This is a genomic window from Novosphingobium sp., assembly GCF_037133355.1.
In the GTDB taxonomy this organism is placed as follows: Bacteria; Pseudomonadota; Alphaproteobacteria; order Sphingomonadales; family Sphingomonadaceae; genus Novosphingobium.
Genome location: NZ_JBAXOI010000014.1, coordinates 74,134 through 97,074, shown reverse-complemented (window position 1 = coordinate 97,074; position 22,941 = coordinate 74,134). Strand labels below are relative to the sequence as shown.

The window sequence follows — 22,941 nt, the reverse complement described above, 5'->3', positions numbered from 1 at the left end:
ATCAGCGCGCTCCCATGCGCACCGCGCCGTCGAGCCGGATGTCTTCGCCGTTAAGGTAGCTGCTGCGGATCATGCCGAGCACGAAATCGGCATATTCCGCGGGATCGCCAAAGCGGCTGGGGCAGGGGATCTGCGCGGCAAGCGCTTCGCGCACGTTTTCCGGCGCGCCCTGCATCATCGCGGTCTCGAACACGCCGGGGAGGATCGCGTTTACGCGAATGCCTTCGCCCGCAAGATCGCGTGCAACCGGAAGCGTAAGGCTAACCACACCGCCTTTGGAGGCCGCATAGGCGGCCTGACCCATCTGGCCATCCTCGGCAGCGATGCTCGCGGTGTTGATGATGACCCCGCGCTCGCCATTGGCCAAGCGGTCGATCCCGATCATCCCGGCAGCGGACTTGGCGACGCAGCGGAACGTGCCGACGAGATTGATGCGGATCACCCGTTCGAAAGTATCGAGCGGGAAGTGGACCACTTCGCCGGTCTTGCGATCACGGCCGGCCGTCTTGGCCGCGGCCAGCGTGCCGGCGCAATTGACCAGAACGCGCTCCTGCCCATGCGCGGCGCGAGCAAGCGCAAAGCCGGCGTCCACGCTCTCGTCGCTGGTCACGTCGACCTTGGCGAAAGCACCGCCGATCTCGGCGGCAATCGCGTTTCCGGAAACCTCGTTGAGATCGAAAATCGTCACTTTCGCGCCCGCAGCCGCAAGCGCGCGGGCCGTCGCTTCGCCAAGGCCGCTGGCGCCGCCCGTCACAACGGCGGCAATTCCGGAGATATCCATGCTCGTCTTCTTCCCTGATCAGGTGCCAGGCGGCGGAGCTATGCCGCCGCCGGCTGCATTGGACGTCGCTCGCATCAGAGCGAGCGGCTGATCACTTCCTTCATGATCTCGCTGGTGCCGCCATAGATCCGCGAGACGCGGGCATCACGCCACAGGCGCGCGATCGGATACTCGTTCATGTAGCCCGCACCGCCGTGCAGCTGGAGCGACCGGTCGCAGATCTCGCCCTGCAGCTCGCTGTGCCACAGTTTGGCTGCCGAAGCCTCGACCGCATCGAGCTTGCCCGCGACGTGGCGCGCAATGGCCCAATCGAGGTGGACCCAGCCGACCTGCAGCTTTGCGGCCATGTCGGCCAGTTCGAAGCGGGTGTTCTGGAAATCGAACACGGTCTTGCCGAAAGCCTTGCGGTCCTTGGTGAAGCTGACGGCTTCATCGAACGCGCGCTGCGCACCGGCCTGCGCCAGAACGGCGATGGAGAGGCGCTCCTGCGGCAGCGAGTTCATCAGGCAGGCGAAGCCGCGCCCTTCCTGGCCGAGCAGATTGCTGACGGGTACGCGCACATTGTTGAAGAACAGCTCGGCCGTGTCGCCCGAACGCTGCCCGATCTTGTCGAGCTTGCGGCCCTTCTCGAAGCCCTCGCGGCCCGCTTCGACGAGGATCAGGCTGATACCCTTGCCGCCCGCCGTGGGATCGGTCTTGGCAACCAGAATGACGAGATCGGCCTGGATGCCGTTGGTGATGTAGGTCTTCGAGCCGTTGATGACATAGTCGTCGCCATCGCGCAGCGCAGTGGTGCGGATGCTCTGGAGGTCCGAGCCGGTGCCCGGTTCGGTCATCGCGATCGCCACGATCACATCGCCGTTGACCATGCCGGGTAGCCAGCGGGCCTTCTGTTCCTCGGTGCCGAAGTGGACGAGGTAGTCGGCGCAGACATCGTTCTGCAGCACGATCCCGGCGGATGAGCCGGCGTAGCTGATCTCTTCGGTGATCACCGCGTTGAACAGGAAATTGAGGCCAAGGCCGCCGTAGGCTTCGGGCACGGTCGGGCAGACGATCCCCGCTTCGCCGCTCGCCTTCCAGAAGGCACGGTCGCACAGGCCTTCGTCTTCGAAGCGGTCAAGGTTCGGGATCAGCGCCGCGTCGAAGAACTTGCGCACGCTGTCGCGGAAGATTTCGTGGTCTTCGCTGAATATGCTGCGCTTCGCGGTCTCGAGCATCGCCGGTCTCCAGGATTTGCCGCGCCCGGATCATGCCGGCCGCTTCGGGAATGCGGCCAGTTAATCTTGATTGAATGACCAGTCAAATTGATTCGGAATGCCCGAAACGGGCCAGCTTTGCCCGCTTTGCCATGGGCTGCAGGGTTGACTTGGAGGACCTCTCTGTGACCATAAGCGGATAATTCGATAAGATTTGCCTGCCGGTTCAATCTGCCGCGCAGCGCCTCGCAACAAGGGAAAGTCAATGGCAGCGCGCGCGGTCAGCCCGAAGAAGGCAAAAGTTGCCGCTCCTGTAAGCAGGGCGGGCGCCGACGAAGTAACCAAAAAGGCCTTGCTTGACGCGACGGCCGAGATTCTCGCCGAACGCACCAATCTCGAGTTTTCGCAGGCCGAAGTCGGCGCGCGTTCGGGGATGAGCGCGGCGCTGGTGCAGTATCACTTCGGCAGCAAGCACGGGCTCCTCGCAGCGCTGCTCGAATACAGCTCGACCCACTACGTCGAGCAGATCAACGGTCTTGCCGACATGGCCATGCCGGCTGCCGACAAGCTGCGGCTGCACGTGCGCGGTATTGTTACGACTTATACCAAGACGCCCTATCTTGATCGTCTGCTCCACCACCTCATTGAAAACTCGGAAGAGGCGGAGGCGCGCCGCATCTCGGATTTCTATGTCGGCCGGGTGATCGAGTTCTATCGGCGGCTGATCGATCAGGGCGTGGCCGAGGGTGTGTTCCGCCCGGTCGATCCGGTGCACCTCTATTTCATTCTGGTCGGCACGGGTGATCACCTCGTGGCACGGCGCCGCCTGCTTGAGCCGATTGTAGGTTCGACCGGTTTCGATTCCAGCTTCGCCCGCGCCTTTGGCGACGAGCTCTTCACGATGGTCTTTTCCGGGGTCAGGCGCCCGGATGGGGCCAGTTCGTAACCCAGGGTATAGCGGACGTCCTGCGCCGTGATGTCCTCACGGCAGCAACTGCACACGATCCGCGCGTGGAAATCTTGGCCGCAGTGCTGGTGGGTCAGGGTCATTGGCGCCGGATGGCCGAGCCACTTGTCGCCCCAGTGCAGCATCTGGATCATTGGCAGATAGAGATCGCGGCCCATTGCGGTGAGGCGGTACTCGTAACGTTCGGGCAGGTCCTGATACTTGGATTTGCGGATGATCCCGGCGCTTGTCAGGCGGCCGAGGCGGGCGGCCAGAACCGCGCTTGAGACGCCAAGCTCTGCGGCGAACCGGTCATAGCGCCGCGAGCCGAGGAACAGTTCGCGCAAGATCAGGAACGTCCAGCGATCGGCGATGATTTCGAGGGTGCGGGACACCGATGAAGGTCGCCCGCGTTCGAAGGAACCGGGCTCACCGCGCCGCCGCCGCTGGGTTGGCGGGGGGGCAGGGGAGAGGCCCGCACCCGGCCCATCGCGAAAGCTGACTTCGGTGGCGACAATATCCTCGCCGCACGCCGAGCAGGCGGTCTCGGGCTGGAATGTCTGTCCGCACAGTTTGTGCGTCAGCTGGAGCGGGACCGGTTTGCCACCATGCAGGTGCTTGTCGCCGAACCGCAGCAGGCTGAGCATGACGAGGTAGAGCTCGCGACCGCGTGGTGTCAGACGGTATTCGTGCCGGCCGCTGCGCTGCGGATCGGGTATCCGGACAATGACGTCATAGTCGGCCAGCGAACCGAGCCGGTTGCTGAGCGTGCTTCGCGGCACGCCCAGCACTTTCTGGATCTGGTCGAACCGGTGCGCGCCCAGATAGAACTCGCGCAGGACAAGGAACGTCCAGGTATCCGAGACGATGGCCAGCGTCCGTTCGACCGAACAGTTCCGGATCTGGCGCACCGCGCCCGTCATATTCGAGCTTCCTTCAGTCGGTAAACGTTGGCGGGCGTTTGGCCGAAAACGCGTCTAGCCCTTCCATCGCATCTCCCGCAACGGCTAGGCGCGTGATCGCCTGCTGTTCCAGATCAAGCTGCGCACCAAGCGAATTGCCCGCGCTGGCGTCGATCAGGTCGCGCAGAGCGGAAAGTGCCTTGCGCGGCAGACGGGCGATGGCGGCTGCGCGGTCGAGCACGGCAGCATCGAAACCTTCTTCCGGCAGGATGGCCGAGGCGAGGCCAAGGCGCGCGGCTTCATCAGCGCCGATGGGCTTGTTCTCGATCAATAGCTGCATGGCTTTGCGAGGGCCGACGATGCGCGGCAGGCTCCAGCTCATGCCGCCGTCGGTCGAAAGACCGATGCCGGGATAGGCGGGCACGAACTTGGCCCGGGGCGAGGCGAGCACGAGATCGCAGGCCAGCGCCAGGCTCATGCCGCCGCCCGCCGCGGTGCCGTTGACGGCTGCGACCAGCGGCAGGTCGAGGGCACGAAGGGCGCGGATTCCGGCGTGGAAGCCTTCAACCAGCGCCTTGAAGAACGCACCGTAAGCCGCCGGATCACCTTCTGCGCGCTTGGCCAGCATCGCGCCGATATCGCCGCCGCCGCTGAACATCTTGCCTTCGGCCCGCACGATCACTGCGCGTGCGCGGCCATCGCTGGCTATCGCCTCAGCGGCTTCACGCAAGGCGTCAGCCAGATCGTTGTTGATCGCATTGGCCGCGTCGGGCCGGTTGAGCGAAATGATGGCGACGGCATCGTGCCAATCAAGTGTGACCGAATTCATGGCTGTTCCTCTCGTATCGTTGTGATGGCAGGCCGCTCAACCGGCGACCATATCCTTGAGCTTGAAGCGGATGACTTTGCCCGAGCCGGTGCGCGGGATTTCGGCGATCACGTGGACCGCTGCGGGAACCTTGTAGCTCGAGAGATGCTTGCGGCAGTGCGCCAGCACTTCGGCTGCGTCGAAATCAGCCCCCCGCGGCACGACGAAGAGGCCGGGCACTTCGCCGAGCTGGCTGTCGGGCAGAGCGGCGACGGCGCAGTCGGCCACGCTTTCCAGCCCGAGCACGACTTCCTCGATCTCGGCAGGGGCGATGTTCTGGCCGCCGCGGATGATCAGTTCCTTGATGCGGCCGGTGATGGTGATGAAGCCGTTGGCATCGGCGCGGGCGAGATCGCCGGTGTGATACCAGCCGCCCCGCACGGCGCGCGCGGTTTCCTCGGGGTTGTTGAGATAGCCCAGCATGACATTGGGGCCGCGCACGATGAGCTCGCCTTCCTGGCCGGGTGCGCAGTCGGCAAGGCTCGTGGGATCGACGATGCGCAGCGCAAGGCCGGGCAGCGGCAGGCCGCAGGAGCCCATGACCCGCGCGCCTTGCGGGTTCATCGTCACCATGGTCGAGGTTTCGGTGATGCCGTAGCCATCGAGCAGCGGCACGCCGAAGGCGCGCTCGAACGCGACATTGAGCGTGGCCGGCATGATCGCCCCGGCTGAGACACAGGCGCGAAGTCCGTTGAGAGCGGTCGAGCCCTTGGCGAGCGCGGCTTCCATCAGGTAGTGGAAGATCGTCGGCACCGCTGGCATGACCGTGAATTCGCCGGTCTCCAAAAGCCGCAGCGCTTCGGTCGTCGAATACTTCTCCATCAGGTGGATCGTCGCGCCCGTCGCGAGGATGGAGATCACTGACATATTGAGCGCATAGGAGTGGTAGAGCGGCAGCGGCGAGAGCACGACGTCGTGTTCGTTGAGCCCGAGCACCGGCGCCCAGCATGCCGCCGTCACCCACAACATGCCGCGGCAGGAGAGCTGCACGCCCTTGGGCTTGCCGGTGGTGCCCGAGGTATAGACGAGGAAAGCTGGACCATCGATGTCTTCAGGATCGCGCGCGGGAACGGTCGGCGCGCGGTCGGCAAGAACGTCGAGCGCATGCTGGTGGACATGCAGTACGCTCTCGGCATCGGCATCGACGATCACTACGGCGCGCAGATCCGGCAATTCGCTTGCCAGGTCGGCCAGAACCGGGGCGAGTGCGGCATTGGTGAACACCACCCGGCAGCCCGCGTGTGTCAGCCGGTAATGCACTTCGGAAGCGGTCGCTTCGGCACTGACTGGCACGGCGACACCGCCCGCGCGCACGGTGGCGATCGTGGCCTCGATCCAGTCCACCGAGTTGGGCAGATAGACGGCAGCGTGATCGCCCGGCTCCAGCCCGAGTGCCGCGATATGGCCCGCCAGATTGGCCGTGCGGCGGTGCAGATCGGCATAGGTTACCGCGCGGCTATTGTCGCGATAGGCATCCTTTGCGCCGCGTTCGCGGGCATGGCGCTCAAGCAGGGCGGCAAAATTGGTGATCAGTTCGGCGTGAAACATGGCTGGCCTCTCCTGGGTCAGTGTGCCGTCTGCGGCTTCAATCAGGAACGGATGACGACGGCGGGGCGGCGGCCGAGACAGAACCCGGCAATGCCCGCCAGCGCGAGGTCAAAAAGGGCGTGCAGATCGGCAGGGGCGCCGGGAACTGCGCCGACAAGGCGCAGCGCGATATAGCCGATGACCAGACCGGCAAGCAGATAGGCGAGCTGGCTCCCCCGGCTGGAGGCGGGGACCGTGACCGGGACGCCAGCGGGCGCATGAGCGGCAACTGGCGCTGCGGCACCGGCAGCGGGCAACGGTGCTGAGACCGCCGGGCTGGCAATTTCCTCGGCGAACTTGCGGAAGAACGCGGCGGACATCGACTTGGCTGTCGCATCGATCATGCGCCCGCCAAGCTGCGCGAGCTTGCCGCCTATCTGCGCGCTGACGACGTAGGTGAGGAGCGTGCCCTCGCCATCGTCGACCAGCTTGACCAGCGCGCCCCCGCGCGCGTGGCCCGCGACGCCGCCCTGGCCTTCACCGACAATGCGGTAGCCATTGGGCGGATCGAGTTCAGACAGCGTCACCGCGCCCTGGAACCGCGCCGAGATCGGCCCGACCTTGACCACGGCGACCGCGCTCATTTCGGTGTCCGCATGCTTGGTCAGTTCCTGGCAGCCCGGAATGCAGCGGCGCAGCACATCGGGATCGTTGAGCGCGCGCCACACCGCCTCACGCGGAGCGGGAATGCGCTGTTCGCCGGTCATGTCCATCGCGGTCTCTCCTCAGGCGCCGAAAGTGACGGCAAGGCGCACGACGCTGCCTTCGTGCAGACGGTCGAAGCCTTCGTTGATCGCATCGAGCGGGATCGTGCCGGACATCAGCCGGTCGACCGGCAGGCGGCCGCGCTGATAAAGGTCGATGTAGCGCGGAATGTCGCGCACAGGCACGCAAGTGCCGATGTAGCTGCCCTTGAGCGAGCGTTCCTCGGCCACGAGCTGGACCACGTTCACACCGAGCGCCGCTTCCGGCGGCGGAAGCCCGGCGGTGATCGTCGTCCCGCCGCGCCGGGTCATCTTCCATGCCGCTTCGAGAGCGGGGAGAACGCCGGCGAATTCGAACGCGAAGTCCGCGCCGCCCTTGGTCAGGGCACGGACTTGTTCGACCGCGTCGGCATCGCCTGCATTCACCGTGGCGGTAGCGCCCAGATCGCGGGCGAGCGCCAGCTTGTCCTCGGCCAGATCGACCGCGATGATCTGTGCCGCGCCGCTCGCCACCGCGCCGAGCACGGCGGCAAGGCCGACACCGCCAAGGCCGATGACGACGACGCTTTGTCCGGCGCTGACGCCGGCCGTGTTGACCACCGCGCCCATGCCCGTCAGCACCGCGCAGCCGAACAGCGCCGCGATTTCGAGCGGGACCGCCTTGTCGACCTTGACCAGCGAATGGCGCGAGACGACCGCGTGATCGGCGAAGGCCGAGACGCCGAGATGATGGTGGACCGGGGTGTGGTCATCCCGCTCAAGCAGCATCGCGCCCGAGAGCAGGCTGCCGCGTCCGTTGGCGGCAGCGCCCGGCTCGCATAGCGCGGGGCGGCCCTCGGCGCAGGGCAGGCAGTGGCCGCAGCTGGGCATGAACACCATGACCACGTGATCGCCGGCGACCAGATCGCGCACCCCGGCGCCTGCTTTCACGACGACGCCAGCCGCTTCATGGCCCAGCGCCATCGGCATCGGGCGCGGGCGGCTGCCGTTGATCACTGAAAGATCGGAATGGCACAGGCCGGCTGCGGCGATCCGCACCAACACTTCGTCGTGCCCCGGTTCTGCCAGATCGAGCGTCTCGATCTGCAACGGGCGCGAAGCAGCATAGGGGTGCGGGGCTCCCATTTCACGCAGGACGGCGGCTGTGATCTTCATGCGGCGACACCTCTTCCCATTGCGCGCCGACGGCACTCTCGGCGTGCGCCCGGCAGCCATCAGAAGGGCTCCCGGAGTCAATTCGATTGACGGCTGCTAGCATAGTCCATTAATGAAAGTCACTAGCGATGTGCGTTTGTTTGAATGCGCAGTCAAATTTGCGATGCGCGATTCGGGAGAGGGATCTTGGTTGAGCCGAAGGCAGGGCGGGGCAAGCGTGCGGACTATGCCCGCTTCACGCCTGTCGCGACGCGCTGGATGGACAACGACGTCTACGGCCATCTCAACAATGTGGTCTATTACAGCCTGTTCGATACGGCGGTGAACGGCACGCTGATCAACGCCGGGCTGCTCGATCCTGTCGCCAGCCCGGTCATCGCGCTCGTGGTGGAAACCGGCTGCCGCTATCATGCCTCGGTCGGCTTTCCGCATCCGGTCGAAGTCGGCCTGCGCGTGGCCAAGCTCGGAACCTCCAGCATCCGCTACGAGCTCGGCGTCTTCGCCGAAGGCGAGGACCTCGCCGCTGCCGAAGGGTTCTTCGTGCATGTCTGCGTCGACGCTGAAACGCGCCGTCCGGTGCCGCTGCCGACTGCCAAGCGCGCCTTTCTGGAAAGACTGCAAATCGAGGTGACGGCATGACGCTTCCCGAAGTTCCCGGCGTCAGCGTTATTCGCGAGGGCGCGATCACCACCGTCATTCTGGCCCGCCCCGGCCAGTACAATTCGATCAGCTATGTGATGTGGCTCGGCCTGCGCGATCTGTTCGTCGCACTGGGCACCGACCCCGATCTGCGCGGTGTCGTGCTGACCGGTGCGGGCGGCTGCTTCTCCTCGGGCGCGGATATTGCCGATTTCGAGCAGACCCGTGCGACACCCGAGCAGGGCGTGACGTACGAAGTTGCGGTTGACGAGGCCTGCAACGCCATTGCCAATCTGGGCTGCCCGGTGATCGCTGCCATCGAGGGCTATTGCTATGGCGGCGCCTGCAATCTCGCCATGGCCAGCGATTTCCGGTTCGTTGCGGACAGCGCCAAGTTCTCGATCCCGGCTGCCAAGCTCTCGATCGTCTACAGCCCGCGCGGCATGGCGCGACTGGTGGCGCTGGTCGGCCTGACCGAGGCCAAGCGCATTTTCTATACAGCGCAGCCGTTTAACGCCGCAGCCGCGCTGAAGAACGGATTTGCCGACGAACTGCATGCTGATCCCGTTGCGGCTGCCCGGGCGTGGCTTGCGGACATAGCCCATCTCGCGCCGCTCTCGATCGCGGGCTCCAAGGCGATCCTCAACATGATCGCCATGCCCGAGCAGGCTTATGATCCGGCGCTCGCCCATGCGGTGACTTGGCGCGCGCTCACCAGCCACGACTATGCCGAGGGCCGCGCCGCGTTTGCCGCCAAGCGTCCGCCGCAGTTCAAGGGCGCCTGACGTGAAGCCCGCGCCGTTCGACTATGTCCGGGCCGAAAGCGTAAGCCATGCTGTGGCCACGCTCGCGGCTGCAGGCAGCGACGGCAAGATCATCGCCGGCGGGCAGAGCCTGATGCCGATGATCAATTTCCGGCTGGTGAAGCCTTCGGTGCTGCTCGATATCAATGCCATTCCGGGGCTCGACCAGATCGAGGATCTGGGCGGGCACCTGCGCCTCGGCGCGCTCGTGCGGCATCGTATGACCGCATCGGACCCGGTGATCGCACGCGACATTCCCGTGCTGCATGAAGCGATGAAGAACGTTGCGCATCTTACGGTGCGCAACCGGGGCACGTTCTGCGGGAGCGTGTGCCATGCCGATCCTGCAGCGGAAATGCCGATGATGGCGCTGCTGCTCGATGGCATCGTGCGCATTGCCGGTCCTTCCGGCGAGCGCAGCGTCTCGGCGGCGGAGTTCCTCACCGGATCGCTCACCACTGTGCTCGAACCCGACGAGATGGTCACCGCGATCGATATCCTCAAACCTGCGGCCAATGCAGGCTGGGGCTTTGCCGAGTTCGCGCGGCGGCATGGCGACTATGCGCTTGCCGCTGTGTCTGTAGTGCTGGACCGGGTGGAGGGCCTGGCCCGCAATGTCCGCATCGCGGTGATGGGCGTGGGCGAGATTGCCAGCCGGATCGCCCCAGCCGAAGCCGCGCTCGAAGGCCGCACGCCCGATGCCGCCGTGATCGCCGAAGCGGTCGCCGCGCTGCGCAGCGCCGTGGAGCCAATGTCCGATCTCAGCGCCTCGGCGGACTACCGCCGGCACCTCGTGGGCGCTTTGGCCGCGCGCGTGATCGCCGAGGCCTGGGAGCGCGCCGCATGACTGAGCATGTCACCATCACCGTTACCGTCAACGGCACCAGCCACACGCGCAGCGTCGAGCCGCGCCTGCTGCTGAGCGACTTCCTGCGCCACGAGCTGAACCTCACCGGTACGCACGTCGGCTGCGAGCACGGGGTCTGCGGGGCCTGCACTGTGCTGCTTGACGGGCGCAGCGCGCGCTCGTGCCTCACCCTCGCGGTCATGACTGACGGGCACGAGATCGAGACGATCGAGGCGCAGGGGACGCAGGAAGAGCTCAGCCGGGTCCAGCGCGCCTTTCGCGATCACCACGGGCTGCAGTGCGGGTTCTGCACCCCTGGGATGATCATGACCATCACCGACATGCTGCGGCATCACCCGCTCGAGAGCGACGAAGAGATCCGCGAGGCGCTCTCTGGCAATCTGTGCCGCTGCACGGGCTATCAACACATCATTGCTGCCGTGCGCGAGCTGGCCGCCGAGAGAGGACCGATCGAATGAAAATGCACTTCCTGTCGGGCGGACGTCTGCGCATGCGGCGCGGGGTCTATTATCCCGGTGCCGCGCGCGAAGAGACCTTCGAACTGCCGGTGATCTCGACGCTGCTGCGCCACCCTGAAGGTAATGTGCTGTTCGATACGGGCTGCAGCCCTGCAGCGGCGGTTGATGCCGAAGCGCGCTGGGGCGGTGTCGCCCGCGCCATGGTGCCAATCTACCAGCCGGAAGATACCGTCGTCGATCAGCTGAGCCTTGCCGGCCTCGGTGCGGACGATATCGATGTGGTGATCTGCTCGCATCTCCACCCCGATCACTGCGGCTGCAACGAACACTTCCGCCGCGCCACGATCATCGCCCATGCCGCCGAAGTCGCGGCAGCGCAGGCAGAGGACGGCGTTTCCAAGGGCTACCTCCCGGCAGACTGGGACCAGCCGCAGGGCTTCGATACCTTCGAGGGCCAGCGCGACGTGTTCGGTGACGGCCGCATCGTGCTGCTGCCGGTGCCCGGGCACACGGTCGGCATGACCGCTGCGCTGGTCGCGCTCGATGACAGCGGCGAGTTCCTGCTCGCCTCCGATGCCATCGCGGTCGAGGCCAATCTGACCGAGGGCTATGCGCCCAAGAACAGCTGGGACCTCGACAAGGCCGTCCAGGCCATCGACGAGCTGCGCAAGATCGGCGAGCGCGGCGCGACGATCATTTTCGGCCATGACGATGTGCAGTGGCAGGCCCTGCGCAAGGGTGCCGATTTCTACGCATGAGCCAGGCGGACATCTCGGTTGAGATGCGGCCCAAGCTGGTCGGCACCCGCGTCAAGCGGACCGAAGACCCGCGTCTGCTGACCGGGACCGGCCAGTATGTTGATGATATCAAGCTCGATGGCATAGTCCATGTCGCGATCCTGCGTTCGGACCAGCCGCATGCGTTGATCCGCGAGATCCGGGTGGGGGACACGTCCACCGTCCCTGGCCTTATCGGCATCTACGACTGGACCGATATCGAAGGCGAAGTGCGTCCGGCGATCCCGACATCGCGGATGAAGGGCTATTACGCGACGCCCTATTGGCCTCTGGCGCGCGGCAAAGTGCGCTATGTCGGCGAGCCGGTGGTCGCCGTCGTGGCGGACAGCCGCTATGCCGCCGAGGACGCGCTCGGCCTGATCGAGATTGACTACGAACCACTGCCCTTCGCGATCCGGCAGGTCGATGCGGTGCGCGAGGATGCGCCGCTGCTGCACGAGGAAGCGGGCAGCAACGTGATTGTCGAGCGCACCTTCATGCGCGGCGATATCGACGATGCGATTGCCAGCGCGCCGGTTGTGGTGCGCGGCCAATTCCGCATGACGCGCAAGACCGCGACCTCGATGGAATGCCGCAGCTATCTGGCAGAGTATGACAAGCGGCGGCGCGCGCTGACCTTGTGGACCTCGTCCAACATTCCCGGCATCATCCGCGATGCGCTGTCCGATGCGCTCGATCTGCCGGGCAGCCGGATGCGCGTGGTCGCGCCCGATGTCGGTGGCAGCTTCGGCGGCAAGGGCTCGCTCTATCACGAGGAAATGCTGGTGTGCCTCTTGGCGCGCAAGCTGGAGCGGCCGGTCAAGTATGTGGCGGACCGGCTGGAGGAGCTCTCCAGTTCCAGCCAGGCCTTCGACCAGCTGATCGACGCCGAACTCGCCGTGGCGCGCGACGGCACTTTCCTTGGCCTGCGCTGCGATGTGATCGGCGATATCGGCGCCTATTCGATCTACCCATGGACCGGCGGGATCGAGCCGGTGCAGGTGATCAGCTTCATGCCCGGTCCCTACAAGATCGAGCACTATCATGGCCGCGTGCGGGCGGTGCTCACGCCCAAGCCGCCGACCGGGCCTTATCGCGGGGTGGGGCGGCCTTCGTCCACATTCGCGATGGAGCGGCTGGTCGATATGGCCGCGCGCGAGCTGGGCATGGACCCCGCGGAACTGCGCCGCCACAACCTCGTCTCGGACGGCGAGTTTCCCTATCGCACCGCGCCGGGGATCATCTGGGACCAATCCGCGTTCCAGCAGTGCCTTGCCGGTGCCCGCGAGGCCATCGGTTACGACAGTTTGCGCGTGTGGCAGGAACTGGTCCGCGCCGAAGGGCGCTGGGTCGGGATCGGGATTTCAAGCTATGCCGAGCTCACCGGCATCGGCTCGCGCATTGCGGTCGCGCCGGGGATGCCGATCAACACCGGCACCGAAACCGCGATCATCCGCATCGATTCCACCGGCGCGGTCGAAGCCTCGTTCGGCATCGCCTCGCACGGGCAGGGGCTGGAAACCACGCTTGCGCAAGTCATCGCGGATGAACTCGGCTGCGCGATGGACGATATCGTCGTGCTGCAGGGCGACAGTTCGCTCGTACCCATGTCGAGCGGGACCTATGCCAGCCGGTCTGCCGTGATTGCGGGCGGCGCGGCGACGCAGGCCTCGCGCCTGCTCAAGGGCAAGGTGCTGCGCATGGCCGCGCACGTGATGGGCGAGCCGGTCGAGGATCTGGAAGCCGAGCGCGGCTGGATCCGCTCGCGGACCTCGAACGCAGGCATGACCTTCAAGGACGTGGCCCGCGCGGTCTATCTGCAGATGGGCACGATCCCACGCGATATCCGCGAAGACCTCACCGTCACCGAGACCTACGATCCGTTCCTCGGCACGGCCTGCTCCTCGACGCACATCTGCGTGGCAGAAGTGGACCGCGAAACCTTCGGCGTGCGCCTCCTCCAATATGTCGTGGCGGAAGACTGCGGCCGGATCATCAATCCGATGATCGTGGACGGGCAGGTCCACGGCGCAGTGGCGCAAGGCATCGGCGCGGCGCTGCTCGAAGAGATCGTCTATGACGACGAGGGCCAGCTCGTGACCGCCAGCCTCGCGGACTATCTGCTGCCGCTCGCCAGCGACGTCGTCGACATGCAGATCGTCCATATCGAGGCCGAACTGCCGAACAATGTCGGCGGCTTTCGCGGCATGGGCGAGGGCGGCACGATCGGCGCGCCCGCTGCAATCGCCAACGCCATTTCCGACGCGCTCGCCCCTTTGGGGCTGGGCATCCAGACCTTGCCGGCAACGCCCGAACGGCTGTTCCAGTTGATCCGGCCCCACCTGACCAATTCCAAGGAGAACATGACATGAGCACTTCGCTGAGCGGCAAGGTCGCGCTGGTAACGGGCGCTGGGCGCGATGTGGGCCGCGCGATTGCGCTGACCCTTGCCGCCGAAGGTGCGGCGGTCGCGGTCAACTATTCGAAGAGCGCCGAAGCGGCCGAGAAAGTCGTCGCAGAAATCGTCGCAGCCGGCGGCAAGGCCAAGGCCTGGGGCGCGGATATCGGCGATTTCGACAGCACCAAGGCGATGGTCGACGATATCGTGGCCGAGTTCGGCTCGATCGACATTGTCGTGAACAACGCAGGTGTGGCGCAGCGCGCGCGCTTTCTGGAGACCACCACCGAGCAGTGGCAGAACCACATCGACGTCGGCCTGATGGGCACGGTCAACACCAGCCGCGCCGCGCTGCCGCACATGGTCGATGCGGGCAAGGGCGGCCGCATCATCTCGCTCGGCGGCGATTCCAGCCGGGTAGGTGAAGCGAACCTCTCGATGGCTGCAGCCTCGCGCGCAGCGACCATCGCGCTGATCAAGTCGCTCGCCAAGGAATTCGGCCGCAACGACGTGACCTGCAACGCGGTGACGCTTGGCATGATCCAGTCGGCTCATTCCGATGCGCAGTGGCTGGCAGAAGTCCTCCCCAAGATGGTCAAGAACTATCCCTTGAAGCGCATCGGCCAGCCCGGCGACGTGGCACCGATCATCGCCTTCCTCGCCTCGGAAGGCGCCAGCTGGATCACCGGCCAGACGATCAGCGTCAACGGCGGCTTCGCAATGGTCTGAAGCCTGCCTGTGGGAGAGTGATATGACGCAAGTTCAGGAAAAGCCGATGTACGGCTTCCATCCCGCTGCTTTTGCACAAAAAAACCCGGAAAAGCCGGCGATCATTATGGCCGAAAGCGGCCAGGTCATCAGCTTTGCCGAACTGGACCGCCTGAGCAATCAGGTGGCCCAGTTGCTGCGGGCCAATGGCGTTGGCATCGGCGACAAGATCGCCATCTGCCTCGATAACCACCCGATGTACCTGGTGCTGGCCTGGGGAGCCCAGCGAGCGGGCACGTTCATGACGACCGTGCCCTATCGCCTGACCGCCCCGGAGATCGCCTACATTCTGGAAGATAGCGGCGCTAAGACGCTGTTCTCAAGCCAGAAACTGGGCGTATTGATGGACGATGTGGCGGCGCTTGTCCCCGGCGTCCGCCAGTTCCGCTATGGCGGGGAGGGCGCACTCGATCTCGATGCGGCGCTCGGCGCGATGTCGAGCACACCGATTGCCGATGAGCGTGGCGGCACCGACTTGCTCTATTCTTCGGGCACCACCGGCAAGCCCAAGGCGGTCGATGTCGGCCTGCCGGAAGACCCGGCGGTCGATGCGCGGCACTGGATCGGCGACATGATCGAGGGTTTCGGGGCGAGCGAGGACTCGGTCTATCTTTCGCCCGCGCCGATGTATCACGCAGCCCCGATCCGCTGGTCGATGGCGTTCAACCGCATTGGTGCGACGGTCGTGATGATGGAACACTTCGACGCCGAATTCGCCCTGCAACTGATCGAAAAGTATAAGGTCACCGACAGCCAGTGGGTGCCGACGCACTTTGTCCGCCTGCTCGAACTGCCGGCCGAGGTGAAGGCGAAATACGACCTCAGCTCACACCGCAACGCCACCCATGCCGCCGCGCCGTGCCCGGCTGCGGTCAAGCAGGCGATGATCGAATGGTGGGGGCCGATCATCAAGGAATACTACGGCGCCAGCGAAGGCATCGGCTTCACTGCTGTCTTCAGCGAAGACTGGCTCGCCCACCCCGGCACCGTCGGCAAGGCTATGATCGGCGTGATCCATATCTGCGACGACAACGGCGACGAAGTCCCGCCGCGCACCGAAGGCCAGGTGTTCTTCGAGAGCAACCGCACGTTCCGGTATCTGAATGCACCGGAGAAGACCGCCGAGAGCTACAACAAGCACGGCTGGGCTTCGGTGGGTGATGTGGGTTGGCTGGACGAGGAGGGCTATCTCTACCTCACCGACCGCAAGAGCTACATGATCATTTCCGGCGGGGTGAACATCTACCCGCAGGAGATCGAAAACCTGCTCATCATGCACCCCAGGGTCTATGATGTGGCGGTGATCGGCGCGCCGGATGCGGCGATGGGCGAGCGCGTGGTTGCGGTTGTCCAGCCGGTCGACATGGCGGAAGCCGGCCCGGCGTTGGCGGAAGAGCTGACCGCATGGCTTGGCCCTCAGCTGTCGCGGATCAAGATGCCGCGCCAGATTGACTTCCGTGCCGAACTCCCGCGCGAGCCCACCGGCAAGCTCATGAAGCGCAAGCTGCGTGACGAATACCGCGAAGCCGTGAAATCCGCCTGACATTCGAAACGAAGGATCAAACCATGACCACCGAGACTCAGAAGTACCAGAACGTTCTGATCGAATACCCCGCCGATCACGTCGCGCGCGTTTCGCTCAACCGTCCCAAGCAGCGCAACGCGCAGAACACCGAGCTGCTTTATGAACTGAACCTCGCGTTCAACGACATGGCCAAGGACGACAACATCAAGGTCGTGATCCTAGCCGGCGTGGGCGATCACTTCTCGGCCGGGCACGACCTGCACCAGCCGCCGACGCCTGAGAACATGAGTGCGTTCGAGCCGATCGGCACGTGGTGCGGCTTCGGCTGTGCGGGCGCGGAAAGCCGCATGGGCATCGAGAAGGAAATCTACCTCGGCATCGCCGAGCGCCTGCGCAACTTCGCCAAGCCGACCATTGCCGAAGTGCAGGGCTGGTGCATCGCCGGCGGCCTCATGCTGATCTGGCCGTGCGACATCATCATCGCCTCGGAAGACGCCAAGTTCATGGACAACACCGTGAACATGGGCCTCGCTGGCGCCGAGTTCTTCAACCACCCGTGGGAACTGGGTGTGCGCAAGGCCAAGGAACTGCTGTTCACCTCGGACTTCTGGGACGCCAAGGAAGCCCACCGTCTCGGCATGGTGAACCACGTCGTCACCCGTGAGGAGCTGACTGAGTTCACGCTCAACATCGCCAAGCGGATTGCCCGCCAGCCGCTGCTGGCGCTGCGCTGCACCAAGGAAGCGGTGAACAACGCGCAGGATGCGGCCGGCCGCACCACGGTGATGAACGCGCAGTTCGCGCTGCACCAGCTGGGCCATGCGCACAACCAGCAGGAATTCGGCATCCTGATTGACGGCAATTCCGATGCCGCGAAGATGTCGAAGGCGGCAATGTACAAGAAGTAAGCTTGCGTGCCGCCGGGTGCTGCCCTTTCGGGGACACCTGGCGGCCTCGCAATCCACCCGGACGGTGGCCAAGATGGCTTGGCTCTTGTACCGGCAAGGCACGGTCGACGGACCGAAATCATCTCGCCGCAAGTCGAAAACAGATTATCGAAAAGATCCCTTTTTGGGGGTATCTCCGGGGGTATCTGGGGATTTCGGGCATTTTTATTGCAATAAAATCAATGCATTAAAGGATGCGGTGGATCCCTCCTCCGCTACCAATCTCCAGATCGCAAAACTGTTGCAGGTCTTAGTTCTGATAGGCACCACACTTTGCCGATCTGGCTTAGAGTGGCGCTGTCCGGGACGAATGTCCGGAAAAATCCGCAAGGAGCGGCAAGCTCATGAATCACGATCGCGCAGACGCGGTGAGAGACCTCGTCACCCGGGTCTACGCCCTTGCGCAGGCCGGCGACTTCGACGCGATCAGGCCCCTGTTCAGCCCCGATTTCTCGTTTGTCGAAGCCGATGATCTAGCGATCGGCGGCACCTATGCGGGGTTTGACGGATACCTCGCGATCTGGGGCGAGGTGGGCAGGCGCTGGACGGCAGTCTCGTCCCGGCTCGTCGATCTGACGGTATCGGATCACAATGCCGTGGGCATCATGGAACTGGACGTTGTCTCGGCCGCAGATGGCCAAACCTACATCCTGGAGATCGCCGAACTGTTTGAAGTGGCGGACGATCTGACCATCAAGCGCATCAAGCCCTTCTATTTCAACACGCGTTTGGCGAACCAGTCCCTTGCGCTCTAAAATCCGGTAGGCACATCTGCAGGTTCAAGCGGCACGCTTTCCTTCATCGTTTGCCACTGCAGACCATCATGGCCGAACAGGATGCGGGTCCCGTTCTTGCGCATTTGCAAGAGCCACTTCAGGGTCTCTTGCGCGGTAGCCGGATCAACCGTGCTGGGGGGCAGCGCCATGAGATCGAGGTTGCGCCGGGTATAGCAGCAATCGCCCGCCAGCAGCACTTCGCCCTGGGCAAGCCGCACGATCACGCTCTGGTGACCGGGAGTATGGCCCGGGGTTGGCACGATCCGCACCGTGCCATCGCCGAAGAGATCGTGCTCGCCGGTCACGGCCTTGAACGGCTGGCCGGTATCGTAATCCGAACGCACATAAAGACCGGCATGGTCGCCCGCCATGGCATAGTCCAACTCGTCGCGCTGGACGATCACGGTGGCGTTCTCAAGCAGGGCATTGCCGCCGCAATGGTCGATATGGAGGTGGGAATTGATGATCCAGTTCACGCCGGCGGGATCGATGCCAAGGCCGCGCAGCCGGGCCGGTAACTCCATGCCGTCGAACCATTGCAGCCCGAACTTGTCTGGCGCCAGCGCGTTCTCGGGCTGGCGGTGGAATTGCCGGCCCATGCCGGTATCGAACACGGCGCGGCCGCGCGGATGGTCGATCAGATAGGCCGGAACCGGCGCGCGCATGTAGGCGCCCGTTTCGCCCTCTATCAGAAAGCCCGGCCTGCACTGAAACCAGCCGCAATTGAACGCATAGAGCTTCAGCATTCGCAGGTGTCCTTTCCGCTTGCCACGCTTGCCGCACCGGCGACCATCGCTGCGCTCACTTGGTCGCCGTCCACCAAGCAAGCGCATCCATGAAAACCGGGTGCCAGCGCCAGCTGACGGGTCGACCATCTGCCATTTCGCCGCCGTTTCAAAGCACGCGTTTCGAACCGGACTCGCTGGTGGCCCGGCTGTCGAGGCAGCAGAGACAGAAGCGGGCAGGACGTCGAGGCGGTTGCGCGCCGCCGTTTTTCTCCACACACTCGGAACCAGAAATGGCGGGCGCCGGAACGCTCGTCAGACAGCAAGAGGATGCAAGAAATGGCCGGTTCAGTGATCCGCGAGGATCGTGCAGGGGTCTGCACACTTACCTTCAACCGCCCGGACAAGCTCAACGCGCTCTCCGTCGAGGTGTTCGAGACTCTGCGGCACTATGTCGAGGCGCTGCAGCACGATGACAGCATCGGCTGCGTGATGCTGCGCGGGGCGGGCAAATGCTTTTCCGCAGGGCATGATCTCGGTGATATCGGCACGGGCGAAGTCGTGCCCTCGCGCGGCTGGCACAACGAGACGCTGCGCATGCTCGAACGCCTGCCTATGCCGGTGATCGCGGCGGTCCACGGCCATTGCTACACCGGCGCGCTCGAAGTCGCGCTCGCCTGCGATTTCATCGTCGCTTCGAGCGATGCACGCTTCGGCGATACCCATGCCAAGTGGGCGCTCACCCCGGTCTGGGGCATGAGCCAGCGCCTGCCGCGCCGCGTCGGCATCGCCACCGCCAAGCGCCTTGCCTTCACGTCCGAGATGTTTGGCGCGGAAGAGGCGCTGCGGATCGGCCTTGTCGAGTGCGTATGGCCGGCCGAGGAATTCGATGCGCGGGTTGATGCGTTCAGCGCGGTCGTCACCGCCAATTCCCGCTTCAGCCAGGCCGCCTACAAGCGCCTGTTCGATGCGACCGACGGCATGCCGATGGATGCGGGGCTGCAATGGGAAGTGTTCCGCGGCGAAGGGCGCGGCGCTGATTTTCTTGACCGGGTGACGGCCTTCCAGAAGCGCAAGGGATAAGCGCGGATGAACATCGATCGCGATCCCGCACTCGCGGCATTCCGCGCGGAAGTCGCGCACTTCCTCGACACGGCGCCGACCCCCGATATCCGCGAGGCCGGGCTCAAGACCACCTGTGTCTTCGCGCCCTTCGAGGCCACGATGGCCTGGCAGAAGCTGCTCAACCAGAAGGGCTGGGCCGCGCCGGGTTGGCCGGCTGAGTACGGGGGCCCCGGCTGGACGCCGGAGCAGCGCGCGGTGTTCGATGAGGAATATTGCAAGCGCGATCTCCCGCCGCTCCTGCCCAACGGCCTCCAGATGGTCGGCCCCATGCTGATGGACCTTGGCACAGAGGAACAGAAGGCCAAGTACCTCCCGCGCATCCTTTCGGGCGAGGACTACTGGACGCAAGGGTACTCCGAACCCGGGGCAGGGTCCGATCTCGCGTCCCTCTCGTGCATGGCCGTGGCCGATGGCGACGATTACGTGATCAACGGCAGCAAGATCTGGACGACGCTGGCGCACAAGGCCAACCGCATGTTCATGCTCGTGCGCACCAGCACCGAGGGGCGCAAGCAGCAGGGCATCACCTTCCTGCTGCTTGACCGGATGGACTACCCCGGCCTGGAAGTGCGTCCGATCATCGGGCTCGATGGATTTCCCGAACAGTGCGAGGTGTTCTTTACTGATGTGCGCGTGCCGCAATCGGGCCGGGTCGGGGCCGAGAACGACGGCTGGACGGTCGCCAAGGCCCTGCTCAAGCACGAACGCGGGGGCGCGGCGCTCAGCCCCGGTTTCTTCCGCAAGATCGCCCTGATGCGCGAGGCGGCATCCACCACGCGGGCCCCCGGCGGCGGCATGATGGCCGATGATTCCGTGTTCCAGCGCGATCTCGGCGTGCTCGAGGCGGACGTCACGGCCTATGCCGCGTTCGAGAACATGATCCGCACCGGCCATGCCCTCGGGCGCGATCCGGCGATGCCTTCGCTCAACAAGATCATGTCGTCCGAACTCGGGCAGCAGGTCTCGGTGCTGGCAATGCGGCTTGCCGGGATCGAGGGTCTGCCGCTGCAACTTGCCGCGCTCGATGTGGGCAGCGGTGTCGATCCGCTCGGCTCGTGGCACGATCTCGTTGCCATGCCCGCCTATCTCAACGCGCGCGCCACCACGATCTACGCCGGCACCAACGAAGTGCAGCGCGATCTCATCGCCCGCAGCCTCGGCCAGGCCTGAGCGGAGGAACCTCCATGGACTTCAGCTTCACCCCTGAACAGGACATGCTGCGCGAAAGCCTCGCGCGCTATCTTGCCCGGCACTATACGCTCGACGAGCGCCGCCGGATCATCGCTGCGCAGCCGGGCTATTCGAAGGCCGTGTGGAACCAGTTTGCCGAACTCGGCCTGCTCCACTTGCCGCTGCCCGAAGCGCTTGGCGGCCTCGGCGGCAATCCCGTCGATCTCGTTGCTGTGGCCGAACTGCTTGGCCGCCATGCCGTGGTCGAACCGTGGCTTGCTTCCAGTGTTATCTGCGCGCCCGTGATCGCGCGCTATGCCCCGGACCGTCTGCCGGGGCTGCTCGATGGCTCGGCAACCTGCGCTTTCGCCTACGAGGAAGGGCACGGCACCGCCGATCCCGCCGATATCGCCATGCGGGCCGAGCCTAGAGGTGAGGGCGGCTTCGTCCTCGATGGCGAGAAGCGCCTCGTCCTTGGCGCTGACACTGCCTCCACATTGCTCGTCGCTGCGCGCCTGCCCGATGGCAAACTCGGCCTGTTCCTGATCGAACGGACAGCACCGGGCCAGTCGCTGACCAGCTACACCACCATCGACGGGCGGCGCGGGGCAACCGTGCGGTTCGACAATGTCGTGGTGGACCCCGCCGCACTCCTCGATGCCGATGCCGCTGCCACCATCACCGCGCTCGTCCAGACCGCGCACCTCCTGCTCAGCGCCGAGGCAGTCGGCGCAATGGAGGCGCTCCTTGAACTGGCCGCCACTCATGCCGCGACCCGCAGCCAGTTCGGCAAGCCGATTGCCGCCTTCCAGGCCATCGCGCACCGCCTTGCCGATATGAAGCTGGCTTATGTGAAGGCCCGCTCACTGCTGCTGCAGACGGCGGCGCTCGCCGAAGCCGGGCTCGCCAGTCCGCGCGATACAGCCATGCTCAAGGCACAGGCGGGCAGGCTCGGGCGGCAGCTTGGCGAAAGCGCGGTGCAAGTCCATGGCGGTCTCGGCATGACCGACGAGCTTGCCGTTGGCCATCTCCTCAAGCGCGTGCTGTTCGTCGATCTCGCCTTCGGGGCCGGCGATCACCACTTCCGCATCATCGGCCGCCCCGCCGCAGACGCGATGCCCGCCTGATACGCCTCCACCGGCTGTGGCCATCAAGCCTGCAATCGTTCCCGCCGCAAACGGGCCTATTTCGGCAGTAGCGGCGCCCGCTGGTAGGTCTTGATGTCCTTTGTCTCGATCGTCGCCGGGGTCTGCGCGTCACGGGCTTCGTGCGCCCGCTTCCAAACGCCGAACATGCCCATGATGTGGGGCGGATCGCCGTGGATCTCGGTGAAGCCGCCGTTCAGCGACCGGGTGTCGAAATAGGCGGCGTTCACCTCGTCGGCATAGAGTTCGGTCGCGAGTGCGTAGCCCATGTCGAGCCAGCGCTGGCGTTCGGCGGCAAAGTCGGAAACGAGATAGGCGATGTGGTGGAAGCCTTCCTCGCCGTCCTTGTACATGTCGCGGTAGATCGACGCCTTGTCGTCATGCTGCTCGATGAACTGGATCATCGTATCGCCCAGATACCCGAAGGCGTAGGAGACGTCGGCCTCCACCGCAGTGCCGCGATAGGTGAATTCCTCGCAGCGGTGGTGGCGCGCCATGAAGAAGGGCCCGGCGCCGAACGCCTTTGCCCACTTTTCGGCTGCCGCATCGATGCTCTTCACATAGTAGGCATATTGGAACAGCGGGTAGGACCGGGTCATGCGGGTCACTCCTTGAAACAGGGTGGCGGGCGCTCGGAAACGTGCGAGATATCTGCCGACCAACATTCCCCAAGTGGCTT

Annotated in this window: 22 protein-coding genes and 1 pseudogene; 14 read left to right on the top strand and 9 right to left on the bottom strand. The window is 64.9% G+C overall.

Features of this window, described 5'->3' with window-relative positions:
* Window position 1: 1 nt before the first annotated feature.
* Both WCL10_RS14365 and WCL10_RS14360 read right to left on the bottom strand, forming a co-directional pair.
* Entirely contained in the window at window positions 2-781 is a 780-nt protein-coding gene (locus tag WCL10_RS14365) for an SDR family NAD(P)-dependent oxidoreductase (RefSeq protein ID WP_336896351.1), read from the bottom strand.
* Window positions 782-855: 74 nt separating this feature from the next.
* Window positions 856-1,998, bottom strand: coding sequence for an acyl-CoA dehydrogenase family protein (locus WCL10_RS14360; RefSeq protein ID WP_336896350.1), 1,143 nt, complete (start codon window positions 1,996-1,998; stop codon window positions 856-858).
* Between the two features lie 244 nt (window positions 1,999-2,242).
* Here WCL10_RS14360 and WCL10_RS14355 point away from each other — a divergent pair, with 244 nt between their 5' ends.
* Window positions 2,243-2,923: a TetR family transcriptional regulator gene (locus WCL10_RS14355; RefSeq protein WP_336896349.1), complete on the top strand. Its 681-nt coding sequence runs from the start codon at window positions 2,243-2,245 to the stop codon at window positions 2,921-2,923.
* Between the two features lie 128 nt (window positions 2,924-3,051).
* Here the strand turns inward: WCL10_RS14355 and WCL10_RS14350 are convergent.
* From WCL10_RS14350 to WCL10_RS14330, 5 genes and pseudogenes are all read right to left on the bottom strand, one after another.
* Window positions 3,052-3,846 (bottom strand): annotated as a pseudogene (locus tag WCL10_RS14350) (winged helix-turn-helix transcriptional regulator); the annotation flags it as partial.
* Window positions 3,847-3,859: 13 nt separating this feature from the next.
* Complete coding sequence (locus WCL10_RS14345; protein WP_336896348.1) at window positions 3,860-4,654, bottom strand: enoyl-CoA hydratase-related protein; 795 nt, start codon at window positions 4,652-4,654, stop codon at window positions 3,860-3,862.
* A gap of 36 nt (window positions 4,655-4,690) precedes the next feature.
* Window positions 4,691-6,241 (bottom strand): class I adenylate-forming enzyme family protein, encoded by a 1,551-nt coding sequence (locus WCL10_RS14340; protein ID WP_336896347.1) that lies wholly within the window; start codon window positions 6,239-6,241, stop codon window positions 4,691-4,693.
* A gap of 41 nt (window positions 6,242-6,282) precedes the next feature.
* Entirely contained in the window at window positions 6,283-6,993 is a 711-nt protein-coding gene (locus WCL10_RS14335; protein ID WP_336896346.1) for a carbon monoxide dehydrogenase subunit G, read from the bottom strand.
* A 12-nt stretch (window positions 6,994-7,005) separates the two neighbouring features.
* The gene (locus WCL10_RS14330; RefSeq protein ID WP_336896345.1) at window positions 7,006-8,139 is read right to left on the bottom strand and encodes a zinc-dependent alcohol dehydrogenase family protein; all 1,134 of its coding nucleotides are present in this window, start codon (window positions 8,137-8,139) and stop codon (window positions 7,006-7,008) included.
* Window positions 8,140-8,325: 186 nt separating this feature from the next.
* On the opposite strand from WCL10_RS14330, the gene WCL10_RS14325 reads away from it, so the two are divergent.
* The 10 genes from WCL10_RS14325 to WCL10_RS14280 all read left to right on the top strand — a co-directional run bounded on the left by WCL10_RS14325 (window position 8,326) and on the right by WCL10_RS14280 (window position 18,076).
* Window positions 8,326-8,778 (top strand): thioesterase family protein, encoded by a 453-nt coding sequence (locus tag WCL10_RS14325; RefSeq protein WP_336896344.1) that lies wholly within the window; start codon window positions 8,326-8,328, stop codon window positions 8,776-8,778.
* Window positions 8,775-9,563, top strand: coding sequence for an enoyl-CoA hydratase-related protein (locus tag WCL10_RS14320; RefSeq protein WP_336896343.1), 789 nt, complete (start codon window positions 8,775-8,777; stop codon window positions 9,561-9,563). The genes WCL10_RS14325 and WCL10_RS14320 overlap by 4 nt, the downstream gene beginning before the upstream one ends.
* A 1-nt stretch (window position 9,564) precedes the next feature.
* Entirely contained in the window at window positions 9,565-10,428 is an 864-nt protein-coding gene (locus WCL10_RS14315) for a xanthine dehydrogenase family protein subunit M (protein ID WP_336896342.1), read from the top strand.
* On the top strand, window positions 10,425-10,907 hold the full coding sequence (locus tag WCL10_RS14310) for a (2Fe-2S)-binding protein (protein ID WP_336896341.1): 483 nt from the start codon (window positions 10,425-10,427) through the stop codon (window positions 10,905-10,907). The genes WCL10_RS14315 and WCL10_RS14310 overlap by 4 nt, the downstream gene beginning before the upstream one ends.
* Entirely contained in the window at window positions 10,904-11,665 is a 762-nt protein-coding gene (locus tag WCL10_RS14305) for an N-acyl homoserine lactonase family protein (protein WP_336896340.1), read from the top strand. Before WCL10_RS14310 ends, WCL10_RS14305 begins: the two co-directional genes overlap by 4 nt.
* Window positions 11,662-14,055 (top strand): xanthine dehydrogenase family protein molybdopterin-binding subunit, encoded by a 2,394-nt coding sequence (locus WCL10_RS14300; RefSeq protein ID WP_336896339.1) that lies wholly within the window; start codon window positions 11,662-11,664, stop codon window positions 14,053-14,055. Before WCL10_RS14305 ends, WCL10_RS14300 begins: the two co-directional genes overlap by 4 nt.
* On the top strand, window positions 14,052-14,810 hold the full coding sequence (locus WCL10_RS14295) for an SDR family oxidoreductase (protein WP_336896338.1): 759 nt from the start codon (window positions 14,052-14,054) through the stop codon (window positions 14,808-14,810). Before WCL10_RS14300 ends, WCL10_RS14295 begins: the two co-directional genes overlap by 4 nt.
* A 22-nt stretch (window positions 14,811-14,832) precedes the next feature.
* Entirely contained in the window at window positions 14,833-16,392 is a 1,560-nt protein-coding gene (locus WCL10_RS14290) for an acyl-CoA synthetase (RefSeq protein ID WP_336896337.1), read from the top strand.
* 23 nt (window positions 16,393-16,415) lie between these two features.
* Window positions 16,416-17,282 carry an enoyl-CoA hydratase gene (locus tag WCL10_RS14285; protein WP_336896336.1) on the top strand — a complete coding sequence of 289 codons (867 nt, stop codon included), beginning with the start codon at window positions 16,416-16,418 and terminating at the stop codon, window positions 17,280-17,282.
* A 383-nt stretch (window positions 17,283-17,665) separates the two neighbouring features.
* Window positions 17,666-18,076: a nuclear transport factor 2 family protein gene (locus WCL10_RS14280; protein WP_336896335.1), complete on the top strand. Its 411-nt coding sequence runs from the start codon at window positions 17,666-17,668 to the stop codon at window positions 18,074-18,076.
* Here WCL10_RS14280 and WCL10_RS14275 read toward each other — a convergent pair.
* Window positions 18,073-18,843, bottom strand: coding sequence for an N-acyl homoserine lactonase family protein (locus tag WCL10_RS14275; RefSeq protein ID WP_336896334.1), 771 nt, complete (start codon window positions 18,841-18,843; stop codon window positions 18,073-18,075). The two genes, WCL10_RS14280 and WCL10_RS14275, sit on opposite strands and share 4 nt — an antisense overlap.
* Window positions 18,844-19,161: 318 nt before the next feature.
* On the opposite strand from WCL10_RS14275, the gene WCL10_RS14270 reads away from it, so the two are divergent.
* From WCL10_RS14270 to WCL10_RS14260, 3 genes are read left to right on the top strand one after another with little or no spacing between them, the layout of a single operon-like run.
* Window positions 19,162-19,905, top strand: a complete 744-nt coding sequence (locus tag WCL10_RS14270) for an enoyl-CoA hydratase/isomerase family protein (RefSeq protein WP_336896333.1) — start codon at window positions 19,162-19,164, stop codon at window positions 19,903-19,905.
* A 6-nt stretch (window positions 19,906-19,911) separates the two neighbouring features.
* Window positions 19,912-21,117 carry an acyl-CoA dehydrogenase family protein gene (locus tag WCL10_RS14265; RefSeq protein ID WP_336896332.1) on the top strand — a complete coding sequence of 402 codons (1,206 nt, stop codon included), beginning with the start codon at window positions 19,912-19,914 and terminating at the stop codon, window positions 21,115-21,117.
* 14 nt (window positions 21,118-21,131) lie between these two features.
* The gene (locus WCL10_RS14260) at window positions 21,132-22,244 is read left to right on the top strand and encodes an acyl-CoA dehydrogenase family protein (protein WP_336896331.1); all 1,113 of its coding nucleotides are present in this window, start codon (window positions 21,132-21,134) and stop codon (window positions 22,242-22,244) included.
* Window positions 22,245-22,300: 56 nt separating this feature from the next.
* Here WCL10_RS14260 and WCL10_RS14255 read toward each other — a convergent pair whose 3' ends face one another.
* Entirely contained in the window at window positions 22,301-22,861 is a 561-nt protein-coding gene (locus tag WCL10_RS14255) for a VOC family protein (protein ID WP_336896330.1), read from the bottom strand.
* Between the last annotated feature and the right edge of the window lie 80 nt (window positions 22,862-22,941).